We start from the raw sequence: 14,641 nt of genomic DNA on the forward strand, positions 1-14,641 counted from the left end.
AGCCTGCTCGCGAAGGGGGTGTATCAGTCGACGGATGGAGCAACTGACACACCCTTTCGCGAGCAGGCTCGCTCCCACATGAGGAACCAGCGTTACAAGGTGTTATTTAGCGGACTTGATCGCTGCGCCGAGTTTCTTGGCGGTGTCGGCCGGGTCGGCTTTCGGGTCGTTGATGTAATTGGTCACGACATCAAAGAACGCGCCTTGCACGGCCAGCGTGGTCGCCATGTTGTGCGCCATGCTTGGTTGCAGGCCGCCGGACTTGGCGTCAGCCAGGAAGTCCTTGGCAGCAGTCTGTGCACAGGAGTCGAAGCCCAGCGCTTCCATGTTGTTCAACATGTCGTTGCGAACCGGAATCGAGCCTTTGTTGATGCTGAAGACTTTCTGGAAGTTCTCACCCAACACGACTTTGGCGATGTCTTTCTGACCGGCCGCAGTGCCTGCGTCTTTCTGCTTGAACACAGCCAGCGAGTCGATGTTGTAGGTGAACGCTTTGTCGGTGCCCGGGAAGGCTACGCACTCGTAATCCTTGCCGGCGATTTTCTTGGCGGCAGTCCATTCGGACTTGGCCCAGTCACCCATGATCTGCATGCCGGCCTTGCCGTTGATGACTTTGGCCGCTTCCAGGTTCCAGTCCTGACCTTTGCCGTCGACGTCCATGTAGGTCGCGACTTTCTTCAGCTCGGTCAATGCCTTGACCATCTCCGGACCGGTCAGTGCGCCGTTGTCCAGATCAACCAGGGCTTTCTTGTAACCATCGACACCCATGACCGAGAGCACCACGGCTTCGAACACGGTGCTGTCCTGCCAAGGCTGACCGCCGTGAGCCAGCGGAATGAAGCCCGCAGCCTTCAGCTTGTCGCCCGCAGCGTAGAATTCTTCGAGGGTGGTCGGGTTCTTGGTGATGCCGGCTTTTTTGAAGACTTCCGGGTTGATCCACAGCCAGTTCACGCGGTGAATGTTCACCGGCACGGCCACGTAATCACCGTCGTACTTCACGGTATCGGAGACTTTCTTGTCGAGCAGGCTGTCCCACTTTTCCGACTTGGCGACGTCTTTCAACACGTCGGTGTCGAGCAGGCCGGTCGACGCCCATTCCTGGATGTCCGGGCCCTTGATCTGAGCAACGCCAGGCGGGTTGCCGGCGACTGCACGGCTTTTCAGCACGGTCATGGCAGTGGCACCGCCACCACCGGCGACAGCGCCGTCTTTCCAGGTGAAACCGTCTTTTTCGACTTGAGCCTTGAGCACATCAACAGCGGCTTTTTCGCCACCGGACGTCCACCAGTGCACGACTTCGACCGAACCTTTGGATTCGGCAGCAGAAACACTGAGAGGCAGAATTGCGAGCGGGAACAGGGAGGCGACAGAAATGACAGTAGCGAGGCGAGAAATCGCATTCATCTGAGATGTACCTTTCTTGTTGTTATGCATGCAAGTCTGGTGCTTGCGCTGCACAGGAGTTTAAACAGGACGTTTCCCTTCGCAGGTAACGAAGGGACGCGCGAATGTCACCGCATGGTTACACAGGAATCTCTTGAGACAACTGCGCCAAAGCAGTCGCCATGCTCGGTGACAAGGGTAGACGAGGGATCAGCACCGCTTGCCAGGCGTGATACAGGTCGGGTTTGCCCGCCCAGATATCGGCACTTGGGACGTTTTGCGGATTGAGTTCGTGATGCCAACTGCCGTCGCAACGATCGATGAAATGCGTTTCGCAGAATTCCCAGAACAGCCGATACCAGGTTTCGTATTGCTCATCGCCGGTGCGTTTGAGCAAGGCGCTGGCGGCGGCGCTGGCTTCGGCATGCGTCCAGTGCAAGCGATGACGGACGACGGCTTTGTTGTTCCAGTCGAGGGTGTAAACGATGCCCGGCAAACCATCGACGTTCCAGCCGTTGCGGCAATTGTTTTCGAAGAGTTTCTGCGCATCGGTCGCCAGCCAACCGGGCGTGAGCATGCCGGCCTGCACCCGCGCCGCTTCGAGGTGCAGCAACAGCCGCGCCCACTCGAAACCGTGGCCCGGCGTGGTGCCGTAGGGGCGGAAACCGTCAGCCGGATTGTCGTGGTTGTATTCGCGCAGCGGTTGCCAGTCGCGATCGAAGTGCTCGATGACCATGTAACCGTTGCCGGCAGCGTGAGCGTGGATAACCCGCTCGACGATGCGTTGCGCACGCACCAGCCAGCGCGGATCTTCAGTGACATCGGCCAGCGCGAGGAACGCTTCGGTCGCGTGCATGTTGCTGTTGGCGCCGCGATAGGCTTCTTCTTCGCTCCAGTCGCGATTGAAGAATTCGCGCATGGCGCCCTCTTCTTCGCTCCAGAAATACGTGTCGATGATGTCGATCGCATCATCCAGCAACGCTTGCGCGCCAGGGCGTTTTGCGGCCACAGCAGAGCTGGCGGCCAGCGCGACGAAGGCATGCAGATAGGCGTTTTTGCCGGTGTTGTCGTCGCGGTGTTCGGCGACGGCGAACCAGCCACCGTGCAACGCATCACGCAACGGCCCGCGCAGTGCGGCGATGCCGTGATCGACCAGTTCAGCGAAACCCGGCAAGCCCTGAATATGGGCCATGGCGAAGCTGTGGGTCATGCGTGCGGTGTTCATGGTTTCGGCTTGCGCGTTCGCTGGTAGACGGCCGCGTTCGTCGAGGTTGCCGAAACCTTGCGGGAGTTTTGCAGCCTTGGCGAAATCCAGCAGACGCAGGCCTTCAGCGGCAAGCCATTGCTGGTGGGCAGGGGCGTTCAGCCAACTGCTGAAGCCGGGTTGGAAGCGATCCATGGGTGGCCTTTTTTGTTGTTATGACTGCGGGGAGTCTAAACAACGGGCCGGGGCGGGCTTGTAACGAAGGGGGCGGGTTTTGTCACCAGCCGGTGACATTGGAAAGAGCAAAGTCAAAAGATCGCAGCCTTCGGCAGCTCCTACAGGGATCAGTGTAGGAGCTGCCGAAGGCTGCGATCTTTTGATCTTCAGTCCGCGGAACGCGGCAATTGCAGGGTCACCCGCAACCCACCCTCACGCAAATTCTGCAACGTCACTTCGCCGCCATGACTGTGGGCAATATTGCGCGCAATACCCAACCCCAGCCCATAACCCTGCTGCTGCCCCGCCAACCGGAAGTGCGGTTCAAACACCTGCTCCAGCCGCTGCTCCGGCACGCCAGGGCCTTCATCATCAACGTGCAAGACAAACGCGCTGTCATCGTCATCGATGTGCAAATGCGCGTTCTGCCCGTACTTCAACGCGTTGTCGATCAAGTTGCCAATGCAGCGTTTCAACGCCAACGGCTTGCCCGAATACGCCGCCAGCGCCCGGCCTTGCTGCGTCACGCGGCCATTGCCGTTTGGCGCCAGATACGGCTCGACCAGACAATCGAGCACATGGTTAAGGTCGACCGGTTCGATGTTCTCGTGGATATCGGTGTCTTTCACGCATTGCAGCGCGCCTTTGACCAGCAACTCCAACTCGTCCAGATCGCGGCCGAACTTGGCTTGCAGTTGCTCGTCTTCAAGCAACTCCACGCGCAAACGCAATCGTGTGATCGGTGTGCGCAGGTCATGGGAAATAGCACTGAACAACTGGCTGCGTTCGGTCAGGTAGCGGCTGATGCGTTCGCGCATGCTGTTGAACGCGCGCCCTACTTCCACCACTTCACTGCCGCCGCCCTCCGCCACCGGCTCAACGTCGGCACCCAGCGACATGTCCCGCGCCGCACGTGCCAGACGCTTGAGCGGACGGCTCTGCCAGTGCACCAGCACGCCGATGAACAACAACAGAAAGCCACTGGTGAGGACGATGAACCACACCTGCTGCGACGGCAGGCCTTGTTCTTCAAGACTGGTGTACGGCTCGGGCAGCAACGAGGCGATGTACAGCCATTCGCCCGGCGCCATCTGGATTTGCGTGACCAGAACCGGCGGATTGACCGGCTCGAGGGTCAACGCGTAATGCGCCCACGAGCGTGGCAATTCATCGAGTTTCAGCCCGGCGTTGAAGATCCGCAGATCCTCGGGGCTGACAAAGGTCACCGAAATATCGGTGTCATGACCGAGGGTCTGGCGCAGCACTTCGTCGACCGCTTTCATCACCGCCGCTTTACGCGGGGTGACCGGCAAAACGTCCATGCCCAGCGGTTTGTCATTGAGCGTCACGACAAATCGGGTGCCGCCCATGCTGCGCAATTGGTCGAGCACCAGTGGGCGATAAGCCACTGGCAACGAGCGGAAATAACTGACGCTGGCGGTCATCGAATGGGCGAGGCTGCGGGCGCTGGTGACCAGGCCTTCGAGCTGGGTGGCGCGCAGTTGCGAGACCCAGATCACGCTGGACAACGTCTGCGCGAACAGCACGGCGAGCAAGGTCAGCAGCAACATCCGCCCGAGCAGCGAGCGCGGTACCGGCACCTGGGCGGCGATTTTACGCAGCGACTCAGTGACCATTGCCGGCAACCACATTGGCTGCCAATTGGTAACCGCTGCCGCGCACGGTGCGGATCAGTCGTGGCGGTTTTTCCGTATCGCGCAGGCGCTGGCGCAAGCGGCTGACGGCCATGTCGACGATGCGATCGAGCGGCATCAGGTCGCGGCCACGGGTGGCGTTGCCAATGGTGTCGCGGTCGAGAATTTCCTGCGGATGATCGAGAAACAGCTTCAGCAGGGCGAAATCGGCGCCAGAGAGAATCACTTCTTCGCCGTCGGTGTGAAAGAGGCGATGGCTGACCATGTCCAGCCGCCATTCATCAAATGCCAGCACTTCGCTGCCGTTACGTTCCTGACCGAATTGCGCGCGGCGCAGCAGGGCTTTGATCCGCGCTTGCAGTTCGCGCGGGCTGAAGGGTTTGCCGAGGTAGTCGTCAGCGCCGAGTTCGAGTCCGATCACGCGATCGGCTTCGTCGGAACTGGCGGTGAGCATGATGATCGGCACCTGCGCCTGACGCGGATGCTGACGCACCCAGCGGCACAGGCTGAAGCCGTCTTCGTCGGGGAGCATGACATCGAGGATCACCAGATCACTCGGCGCCTCGTTGAGTGCCTGGCGGAAACTGGCGCCATCGGCCGTGGCACGTACCTGAAACCCGGCGCGGGTCAGGTAGGTTTCCAGCAACTCGCGTATTTCCTGGTCGTCATCGACCAACAATATCGACTTGTTGACTGAGCTCACTTCGAAGGCATCCTTGTTGTTGGAATTGGGGCGGATTATGCCTTAAGCATCAAACTAACAAACACTACAGAAACCCCTGTGGGAGCGAGCCTGCTCGCGAATCGGTTTTAACATTCAACAGATCTGTTGACTGACACACCGCTTTCGCGAGCAGGCTCGCTCCCACAATTGGATTGCATTTCACTTTGGGATTGATTGGTCCAGGGCTACGCCGGCGCCAACCAGGCCGGAATACGGCGCTGTCACCAGCCACACCGGTATGCCTTTGAAATAATCACTCATGCAGCCCTTATCCGCAAAGCTGCGGGCAAAACCGCTTTCGAGGAAGAAATCGGCAAACCGTGGAATCACACCACCGACGATAAACACCCCGCCACGCCCACCCGTGGTCAGCACGTTATTGCCGGCGACACGGCCGAGCCAGCAGCAGAACTGCTCGAGCACTTCCAGCGCAATCGGATCACCCGCCAGCCCGGCCGCGGTAATCGCTTCCGGCGTATCGAGTGTCGGCTCATGCCCATCGACCGCGCAAATAGCCCGGTAAACACGCGGCAAACCGCCGCCGCTCAACGCCGTCTCGGCGCTGACATGGCCAATCTCATTGTGAATGTGCTGCCACAATTGCGTTTCACGCGGGCTGCTCAGCGGCAGATCGACGTGACCGCCCTCGCCCGGCAATGCGGCAAAACGGCCTTCGCCCAAATCGAGCAAAGTGCCCACGCCAAGGCCAGTGCCCGGGCCGATCACCACCGCCGGGCGCAACGGCTCCGGCGTGCCTTCGCAGACCACGCGAAATTCGCCCGGCTGCAAACGGGTCATGCCCAGCGCCATTGCCGAGAAGTCGTTGACCAGCAACAACTGCTCGACCTGCAAGGTTTTGCAGAACGCCGTGCGGCTCAGCCGCCAGTGGTTATTGGTGAACTTGAATTCATCACCACTGACCGGGCCGGCCACCGACAGACACACTGAACCGATCGAACCCGGCGCCAGACCGAGCCCGCTCAGGTAGAGGCTGATCGCCTCTTCCGGGCTGGCGTGGTCGGCGGTGGCCAAGACCTGAACCGATTGCAGTTGCTGATCTTTCCACAACGCAAACCGTGCGTTGGTGCCTCCGATGTCACCGACCAAAGCCAGTTTCAATTAAGCGTCTCCAGGGCAGAAGTGAAGGCGCTGGCGCCCTGCTCCGCCGAGCTGAAGGCCATGCGCATAAAGCCGAACAGTTCGCGTCCGCTGCCAATATTGTTGCCCAACAGGCCTTTGGCAGGTTCGCGCGCTGCAAATTCGTCGGCATCGACCTTGAGTTCCAAGGTGCCTTTGACGCCATCGACGCGGATGATATCGCCCTCTTGCACGCGTGCCAAAGCGCCGCCGACATAAGCTTCGGGGCTGACGTGAATCGCCGCCGGGATTTTCCCCGAGGCGCCGGACATGCGCCCGTCAGTCACCAGCGCGACTTTGAAGCCGCGATCCTGCAGCACGCCGAGGAACGGCGTCATCTTGTGCAGCTCGGGCATGCCGTTGGAGCGCGGGCCCTGGAAGCGCATCACGGCGACAAAATCTTTTTCCAGCAAACCAGCCTTGAACGCGTCGGCCAGATCCTGTTGATCCTGGAACACCATCGCCGGTGCTTCGACGATCTGGTTTTCCAACGCCACCGCAGACACTTTCATCACACCGCGCCCGAGGTTGCCTTCCATCACGCGCAAACCGCCTTCCTGCGAGAACGCACGAGCGACCGGGCGCAGGATGTTTTCGTCGAGGCTGTCGACCGGGCCTTCACGCCAGACCAGTTCACCGTTATCGAGGAACGGTTCTTTGGTGTACTTGCTCAAGCCGTGGCCGAGCACCGTGTTGACGTCTTCGTGCAACAGACCGGCGCCGAGCAGTTCGCGGATCAGGAACGACATGCCGCCTGCCGCCTGGAAGTGGTTGATGTCGGCTTTGCCGTTCGGGTAGACGTGGCTCAGGGTCGGCACGACTTCGGAGAGGTCGGCCATGTCTTGCCAGGTCAGTTGAATGCCAGCCGCCATGGCGATGGCCGGCATGTGCAGGGTGTGGTTGGTCGAACCGCCGGTGGCGTGCAGCGCCACAATCGAGTTGACCAGCGACTTCTCGTCGACGATTTCGCCGATCGGCATGAAGTTGCCGTTTTGTTTGGTCAGGCGCGTAACCTGGTGCGCGGCTTCGCGAGTCAGCGCATCACGCAGCGGCGTGTTCGGGTTGACGAACGAGGCGCCCGGCAAGTGCAGACCCATGACTTCCATCAGCAACTGGTTGGTGTTGGCCGTGCCGTAGAACGTGCAGGTGCCCGGGCTGTGGTAGGACTTCATCTCCGATTCCAGCAGCTCTTCGCGGGTCGCTTTGCCTTCGGCGTACTTCTGGCGCACGTCGGCTTTTTCCTTGTTGGAAATCCCCGAGACCATCGGCCCGCCCGGCACGAAAATCGTCGGCAAGTGGCCGAAACGCAGCGAACCCATCATCAGACCCGGCACGATCTTGTCGCAGATGCCGAGCATCAGCGCGCCGTCGAACATGTTGTGTGACAGCGCTACCGCTGTAGACATGGCGATCACTTCGCGGCTCGGCAGGCTCAGTTCCATGCCCGGCTCGCCTTGGGTCACGCCGTCGCACATCGCCGGAGTACCACCGGCGAACTGTCCGACCGAGCCGATTTCGCGCAGGGCGTTTTTGATCTGTTCCGGGAACACTTCATACGGCTGGTGCGCCGAGAGCATGTCGTTATAAGACGAAACAATGGCGATGTTCGCCGAGTTCATCATCCGCAGGCTGTGCTTGTCTTCGCTGCCGCAACCGGCCACGCCATGGGCGAAGTTGGCGCATTGCAGCTTGCCGCGCATCGGCCCGTCAGTGGCGGCGCCGCGAATCAGTGCAAGGTAAGCCTGACGCGTGGCGCGGCTGCGGGCGATAAGCCGTTCGGTGACCTCAAGAACGCGGGGATGCATGTGTAGAACTCCAGGCTAACGGATGTGGCGACCTGATTGTCTATGCTGATCAAACGCCGTTGTTGTTGGAATGACAGACGGTTTTTTTGATCATTCGGACCAGTTGATTCAGGTCACTCGTTGTAGATAAAACAAAATATTGCCATTAAAAAGGCTTGTTTTCTATTTTTATGCGAATAATCTTGTAATTCCAACAACAAAACGACGGCGGCGCTGTTCCATGACTCTACGAATCGCAATCAATGGTTTTGGCCGCATCGGCCGTAATGTCCTGCGCGCACTGTATACCCAAGGCTATCGACAGGATTTGCAGATCGTCGCCATCAACGATCTGGGCGACAGCTCGATCAACGCCCATCTGCTCAAATACGACACCGTTCACGGCACGTTCGACGCGCAAGTCGAGCATGACAACGAGAGTCTGACCGTCAACGGCGACCGCATTGCGGTCAGCGCGATTCGCAATCCGGCCGACCTGCCCTGGGCCGCGGAAAAGATTGATGTGGTGTTTGAATGCACCGGTCTCTTTACCGACCGCGCCAAAGCGGCCGCGCATATTACTGCCGGCGCGCGCAAAGTGATTATCTCGGCCCCGGCCAAAGGCGCCGACGCCACCGTCGTTTATGGTGTGAACCACGACATTCTGCGCCAGTCGCACCAGATCATCTCCAACGCTTCGTGCACCACCAACTGCCTGGCGCCAGTGGCGCAGGTGCTGCACCGTGAGCTGGGCATCGAAAGTGGCTTGATGACCACCATTCACGCCTACACCAACGACCAGAACCTCACCGACGTCTACCACACCGACCCGTACCGCGCGCGTTCGGCCACACAGAACATGATCCCGAGCAAGACCGGCGCTGCTGAAGCGGTCGGCCTGGTGTTGCCGGAACTGGCCGGCAAACTGACCGGCATGGCCGTGCGGGTGCCGGTGATCAATGTGTCGCTGGTGGATTTGACCGTGCAATTGAAGCGCGAAGCCTCGGCGGATGAGGTCAATGCGCTGCTCAAGGCTGCGAGCCAGCATTCGAAGATTTTGGGTTACAACACGTTGCCGCTGGTTTCCAGCGACTTCAACCACAACCCGCTGTCGTCGATCTTCGACGCCAACCACACCAAATCCAGCGGCAAACTGCTGAAAGTGCTGGCCTGGTACGACAACGAGTGGGGCTTCTCCAACCGCATGCTGGATAACTGCCTGGCGCTGTGTAACGCCGAGTAAATCCCGTATCCCCCTTGTAGGAGTGAGCCTGCTCGCGATTGCAATCTGTCAGTCACAGATGTTGTGGCTGATCAACCGCTATCGCGAGCAGGCTCACTCCTACAAGGTTTTGTGTTGCATTTAAAATCAGGACTTGACCATTCGCATAGATGATAAGCATTATCATTCGCTCGAAATGGATCAGGTTCCCCCGTGAGTCAATCGCGCTTCAACCACGTCTTCCTCACCCAGCGTATGTCCCTGCTGCGGACGCTGGAACGGATGGTCAACAATCACAGCACCGCTGAAGACCTGCTGCAGGAAACCTACCTGCGCGTGACGCGGGCGTTGAGCGAGCGGGCCATCGATCACCTCGAGCCCTTTGTCTTCCAGACCGCGCGCAATCTGGCGCTGGATCATTTGCGTGCGCGCAAGCTGCACTCACGGACGATGGTCGATGACGTGCCGCAAGACGTCGTGCACAGCATCGCCGCCCCCGCCAGCAGCGCCGAAGACGCCGCCCACGCCGAACAAATGCTGGAGCGATTGAACGTGAGCCTCAGCGAACTCAGCTCGCGTCAGCAGCAGATTTTCATCCTCAGCCGTTTGCACGGCAACAGTTACCAGGAAATCGCGGACGAACTGAACGTCTCCCTGAGTACCGTGCAGAAAGAATTGAAACTGATCATGTCCATTTGCATCGGCGTCGCCGAACGGCATAACAGCAGCGGCGAGTTATAAGCTTCAAGCGGCAAGCTGAAAACTCAAAGTTCACACCGAATGAGCTTTAGCTTGCAGCTTGTCGCTTGAAACTCGAAACTTGCTTTGAAAAAGCCCGAGGAAACACCGTGACGGACACCCACCGCTCGCCTTCGCCTGACTCGGCGCGGGACGCTGCAGACGCAATGGACCAGGCGCTGGACTGGCTCATCGTGCTCGGCAGCCCGGACGAGGAGCAGACCCGGCAGTTCCATGCCTGGCTGGCGGCTGATCCGTTGAACGCCGAAGCGTTCGCCAAGGCGCAGGCGATCTGGGATGGCCCGCAAGTCATTCAGTGCGCGCAAAGCCTCGCGGCAAAACCTGCCAAGGTCACCTTTCTCAAGCGTTTGCGCCCGCACTGGAAACCGCTGGCCACTGCAGCGGTGCTGATTCTTGGTCTGTTCAGTTTTAGCAACCTGCCGATGCGCATTCAGGCCGATCACTTGACGGTGGTCGGCGAGCGTCAGCGCCTGCAACTGGAGGACGGTTCGAAAGTCCTGCTCAACACCAATTCCGCTTTCTCCAGCACGATCAATGATCAGCAACGCGTTGCTCGCTTGTATCAGGGCGAGGCGTATTTCGAGATCGCCGGCAGTCGCACTCAGCCTTTGGAAATCGATGCCGGCCCGGTCAAAGCCAGTGTGCGCGACACCGAATTCGCCGTGCGTTATCTCGATGGCGTCGCGCAGGTCAACGTCCAGCGTGGCGATGTCGATCTGCGCGCGACCCACAACGATGCCCGCGTGCGCCTGTCGGCCGGGGAAAGTATCCGCATCGGCCCGAATGGCTTTGACCGCCCGTCCAAACTCGACGCGGCGACCGATCTGGCCTGGGTGCAGGGCCGACTGGTGTTCGAGAACTGTCCGCTCAACCAAGTGCTGGCCGAGCTGCGCCGCTACTATCCGGGCTGGATCATCAATACCAACGAGCAGTTGGCCGACGTCGCCGTGACCGGCAATTATCGCCTCGATCAACCGCTCGACGTGGTGCGCTCTCTCGCCCACATTACCTCCGCGCGCTTGCAGGAATTCCCGGCGCTGGTGATCTTGAACTAAATGAGAATTATTTTTACTCGATAGCTGAAGCCCGTTCGTCTCGTTATAGCCAATGCAATTGATTCGCATCACGATGCCAATCAGCACCTATAAAGATTCGTGCGACACGGAGCGCTATCGATGTCCTCACGCCTTACCCGTCAGACTTCCCCTTCCCGCGTATTGTCGCTGCTGACCGCTGCCATTCTCATGGCCGGCACCGCACCGCTGATGGCTGCCACCGAGCAACCGGCGCGCAACATGGGTGATTACGCGTTCTCCATCAACCAGCAACCGCTGGTGTCGGCCCTCAATGCCTTCACCTCTGTGACCGGTTGGCAGGTCGGCTTGCCGGCGGAACTGGGTCAGGGCGTATCGTCGCCGGGCGTGCGCGGTTCGCTGCCGCCGGAGAAAGCGCTGGAGCGGCTGTTGGTGGGGACCAATTTGAGCTTCCGCAAGCTGAGCAACAACAATGTGGTGCTGGAAAAGCGCAACAGCAGCGGCACCCTTAACCTTGATCAGGTGACCATCAGCGCCACGCGTCAGGAACAGTCGATCAATAGCGTGCCCGCGACGGTCAGCGTGCAGACCCGCGAGGATCTCGATCGCAACAACGTCAATTCGATAAAGGATCTGGTGCGGTACGAGCCGGGCGTTTCGGTGGGCGGCGCCGGTCAACGTGCCGGCATCACCGGCTACAACATCCGTGGTATCGATGGCGACCGCGTGCTGACTCAGGTCGACGGCGTGCAAGTGCCGGACAGTTTCTTCAACGGCCCGTACGCACAGACCAACCGCAATTACGTCGACCCGGAAATCGTCAAACGCGTCGAAATTCTCCGTGGCCCGGCCTCGGTGCTGTACGGCAGCAACGCCATTGGCGGCGCCGTCAGCTACTACACCCTCGATCCGGACGACATCATCAAGCCTGGCCAGGACGTCGGCGCCCGGCTGAAAACCGGTTACAGCTCGGCCGATGACAGCTGGCTGACCTCCGGCACCGTTGCTGGCCGCACCGGCGACTTCGACGGTTTGCTGCACCTGAGCCAGCGCAACGGTCACGAAACCGAATCCTACGGCGAAACCGGTGGCACCGGCCTGAACCGCACCGAGGCCAACCCGGAAGACGTGCGCACCACCAACGTGCTGGCCAAACTCGGCTGGAACTACGCTGACGACGCGCGCTTCGGCCTGACCTACGAACACTATAAAGATGATCGCGACACCAACCAGTTGAGCGCCGTCGGCGGCCCGTTCAACGCTGGACGCGGTTTCGGTTTCTATAAGTCGCGCACCGGCAACGACACCGTTACCCGCGAGCGTTTTGGTCTGGAACACCGCTTCGCGCTGGACACTGTGCTGGCCGACAACATCAAGTGGTCGCTCAACTATCAGATCGCCAAGACCGATCAGAGCACCCAGGAAATCTACGCGCCGTCGCGCACTGTGCTGCGTAACCGTGACACCAATTACAAAGATCGCCAGTGGGTGTTCGATGCGCAGGCTGACAAGTCGTTTGCCATCGCCGACACCGATCACACCATCACCTACGGCACGACCATCAAGCAGGACAAGGTCACCGGTCTGCGCACCGGCTCGGGCACCTGCCTGACCGTCGCCGGCGCCTGCCGCGTGATCGGTGCGCCAAGCGCTGCCGACACCTTGACTCCGGCCAGCGACTTCCCGGATCCGACCATCAACAGCTACAGCCTGTTCGCGCAGGATCAAATCAGTTGGGGCAACTGGACGTTCCTGCCGGGCGCACGTTACGACTACACCGAACTCAAACCGCACATCACCGATGAGTTCCTCGCCACTGCCGACCAGAGCGGCAACGGTCAGGTCAGCGACGAGAAGAAAACCTGGCATCGTCTGTCGCCGAAGTTCGGCACGACTTACAGCTTCAACGACAACTACACCTGGTACGGTCAGTACGCCGAAGGCTTCCGCACCCCGACCGCCAAGGCTTTGTATGGTCGCTTTGAAAACCTCGCGGGCGGCTACCAAGTCGCGCCGAACCCGGATCTGGAACCGGAAAAAAGCAAAAGCTATGAAACCGGTCTGCGTGGCCAGTTTGAAGCGGGCACCTTCGACGTTGCGGTGTTCTACAACAAGTACCGTGATTTCATCGACGAGAACGCCATCACTCCCGGTTACACCGAGACCACGTTCCAGAGCAACAACATCAAACACGCCACCATCAAAGGCGTGGAGCTTAAAGGTCGCTTGAACCTCGATACCTTCGGCGCACCGACCGGCCTCTACACCCAAGGCTCGATGGCGTACCTGTATGGCCGCAACGACGACAGCGGTGAGCCGCTGAACAGCATCAACCCGCTGACCGGCGTGTTCGGCCTCGGTTATGACCAGGACAAATACGGCGCACTGCTGAGCTGGACGCTGGTCAAGCGCAAGGATCGGGTCGACAGCACCATGTTCAAAACGCCTGACGGCACCAGCACCCAGTTCAAGACCCCGGGTTATGGCGTGCTCGATCTGGCGGGCTTCTACAAAGTCACCGACGACGTGACCGTCAACGCCGGTCTCTACAACCTGACCGACAAGAAATACTGGCAGTGGGATGACGTGCGCGGTTACGACAGCGTTGGCGAAGCCTCGGTCACGCAACCGGCCAACCTTGATCGCCTGACCCAACCGGGCCGCAACTTCGCGATCAATCTGGTCTGGGACATCTGATCCGGCCGACCTCACTGCGCGTGTTCAAGCACCGCGCAGTGAGGTTTTTTTACGCTCAGGCGTCTGCTTGTTCGTCTCGTTAGCAAGCGCCTCTCTTTCTCAAGGATTTCCCATGACAGCTCAAGATACCGAACAACGCCCTGCCCTGCGTTCGCAACGCTTGAACCAGATCACCAACGAACCGCACACCAAGCTCGATGCACTGGTGAAGGCTCACGCGCCGTTCGAGACGCGCGCCAACTTCGCCCGTTTCGTCGTCGCGCAGTACCTGTTCCAGTCGGAACTGGTCGACCTCTACAACAGCGCCGAACTGACCGCCATCGTCCCTGACCTGCCGGCCCGCTGCCGCGCTGAAGCGGCCAAGGCTGACCTCGCCGATCTCGACACCGAAGTCCCGGCCCCGGTTGCCGGCGCGGTGAAAAACCCGAGCAAGGCACGGGCACTGGGCTGGATTTTTGTGTCCGAAGGTTCGAAGCTCGGCGCTGCGTTCCTGATCAAACGCGCCGTGGCCCTGGAGCTGAGCGAAACCTTCGGCGCCCGTCACCTCGGTGAGCCAGAAGGTGGCCGTGCCGAAGGCTGGAAGAGCTTCGTGCGCACCCTGGATTCACTGGAGTTCAGCGCTGAAGAAGAAGCCGAAGTGGAACAAGGCGCGATCGACGCGTTCAACCGCTTCACCGTGTTGCTGGAACAGGCTTACGCGACAGAAGCCGAACTGGCCTGATTCCCGACACGATCCCTTGTAGGAGCAAGGCTTGCCCGCGAAAGCGTCAGCCCATTCAACATCATCGTTGACTGACACACCGCCTTCGCGGGCAAGCCTTGCTCC

Annotated in this window: 11 protein-coding genes; 5 read left to right on the top strand and 6 right to left on the bottom strand. The window is 59.9% G+C overall.

What is annotated here, in order from left to right; translation table 11 throughout:
• Positions 1 to 102: 102 nt before the first annotated feature.
• The 6 genes from QMX93_RS10255 to edd form a co-directional block, all read right to left on the bottom strand.
• Positions 103 to 1,404, bottom strand: a complete 1,302-nt coding sequence (locus QMX93_RS10255; protein WP_053123019.1) for an ABC transporter substrate-binding protein — start codon at positions 1,402 to 1,404, stop codon at positions 103 to 105.
• A gap of 118 nt (positions 1,405 to 1,522) precedes the next feature.
• Positions 1,523 to 2,782, bottom strand: coding sequence for an AGE family epimerase/isomerase (locus tag QMX93_RS10260; RefSeq protein WP_212543884.1), 1,260 nt, complete (start codon positions 2,780 to 2,782; stop codon positions 1,523 to 1,525).
• Positions 2,783 to 2,970: 188 nt separating this feature from the next.
• Entirely contained in the window at positions 2,971 to 4,440 is a 1,470-nt protein-coding gene (locus QMX93_RS10265; protein WP_212543885.1) for an ATP-binding protein, read from the bottom strand.
• On the bottom strand, positions 4,430 to 5,161 hold the full coding sequence (locus tag QMX93_RS10270) for a response regulator transcription factor (RefSeq protein WP_008082801.1): 732 nt from the start codon (positions 5,159 to 5,161) through the stop codon (positions 4,430 to 4,432). Before QMX93_RS10270 ends, QMX93_RS10265 begins: the two co-directional genes overlap by 11 nt.
• Positions 5,162 to 5,341: 180 nt before the next feature.
• Positions 5,342 to 6,301: a glucokinase gene (locus tag QMX93_RS10275; protein ID WP_282355391.1), complete on the bottom strand. Its 960-nt coding sequence runs from the start codon at positions 6,299 to 6,301 to the stop codon at positions 5,342 to 5,344.
• Positions 6,298 to 8,124 carry a phosphogluconate dehydratase gene (gene edd / locus QMX93_RS10280; protein ID WP_008082799.1) on the bottom strand — a complete coding sequence of 609 codons (1,827 nt, stop codon included), beginning with the start codon at positions 8,122 to 8,124 and terminating at the stop codon, positions 6,298 to 6,300. Before edd ends, QMX93_RS10275 begins: the two co-directional genes overlap by 4 nt.
• A gap of 220 nt (positions 8,125 to 8,344) precedes the next feature.
• On the opposite strand from edd, the gene gap reads away from it, so the two are divergent.
• The 5 genes from gap to QMX93_RS10305 all read left to right on the top strand — a co-directional run bounded on the left by gap (position 8,345) and on the right by QMX93_RS10305 (position 14,536).
• On the top strand, positions 8,345 to 9,346 hold the full coding sequence (gap, locus tag QMX93_RS10285; RefSeq protein WP_053123028.1) for a type I glyceraldehyde-3-phosphate dehydrogenase: 1,002 nt from the start codon (positions 8,345 to 8,347) through the stop codon (positions 9,344 to 9,346).
• Positions 9,347 to 9,538: 192 nt separating this feature from the next.
• Complete coding sequence (locus QMX93_RS10290; RefSeq protein ID WP_053123030.1) at positions 9,539 to 10,066, top strand: sigma-70 family RNA polymerase sigma factor; 528 nt, start codon at positions 9,539 to 9,541, stop codon at positions 10,064 to 10,066.
• Positions 10,067 to 10,173: 107 nt separating this feature from the next.
• Positions 10,174 to 11,139, top strand: coding sequence for a FecR domain-containing protein (locus QMX93_RS10295; RefSeq protein WP_159812516.1), 966 nt, complete (start codon positions 10,174 to 10,176; stop codon positions 11,137 to 11,139).
• Between the two features lie 120 nt (positions 11,140 to 11,259).
• Entirely contained in the window at positions 11,260 to 13,815 is a 2,556-nt protein-coding gene (locus tag QMX93_RS10300; protein WP_282355401.1) for a TonB-dependent receptor, read from the top strand.
• Between the two features lie 112 nt (positions 13,816 to 13,927).
• Positions 13,928 to 14,536 (top strand): biliverdin-producing heme oxygenase, encoded by a 609-nt coding sequence (locus QMX93_RS10305; protein WP_282355403.1) that lies wholly within the window; start codon positions 13,928 to 13,930, stop codon positions 14,534 to 14,536.
• Positions 14,537 to 14,641 lie beyond the last annotated feature (105 nt).

It is taken from the genome of Pseudomonas sp. PS01303 (genome assembly GCF_029959385.1).
Classification (GTDB): domain Bacteria; phylum Pseudomonadota; class Gammaproteobacteria; order Pseudomonadales; family Pseudomonadaceae; genus Aquipseudomonas; species Aquipseudomonas rustica.

Bases quoted from the DNA above. Each gene is read 5' to 3' on its own strand.
- QMX93_RS10265 (WP_212543885.1), bottom strand. From the start codon at position 4,440: ATGGTCACTGAGTCGCTGCGTAAAATCGCCGCCCAGGTGCCGGTACCG.
- QMX93_RS10305 (WP_282355403.1), top strand. From the start codon at position 13,928: ATGACAGCTCAAGATACCGAACAACGCCCTGCCCTGCGTTCGCAACGC.
- QMX93_RS10255 (WP_053123019.1), bottom strand. From the start codon at position 1,404: ATGAATGCGATTTCTCGCCTCGCTACTGTCATTTCTGTCGCCTCCCTG.
- QMX93_RS10260 (WP_212543884.1), bottom strand. From the start codon at position 2,782: ATGGATCGCTTCCAACCCGGCTTCAGCAGTTGGCTGAACGCCCCTGCC.
- gap (WP_053123028.1), top strand. From the start codon at position 8,345: ATGACTCTACGAATCGCAATCAATGGTTTTGGCCGCATCGGCCGTAAT.
- edd (WP_008082799.1), bottom strand. From the start codon at position 8,124: ATGCATCCCCGCGTTCTTGAGGTCACCGAACGGCTTATCGCCCGCAGC.
- QMX93_RS10300 (WP_282355401.1), top strand. From the start codon at position 11,260: ATGTCCTCACGCCTTACCCGTCAGACTTCCCCTTCCCGCGTATTGTCG.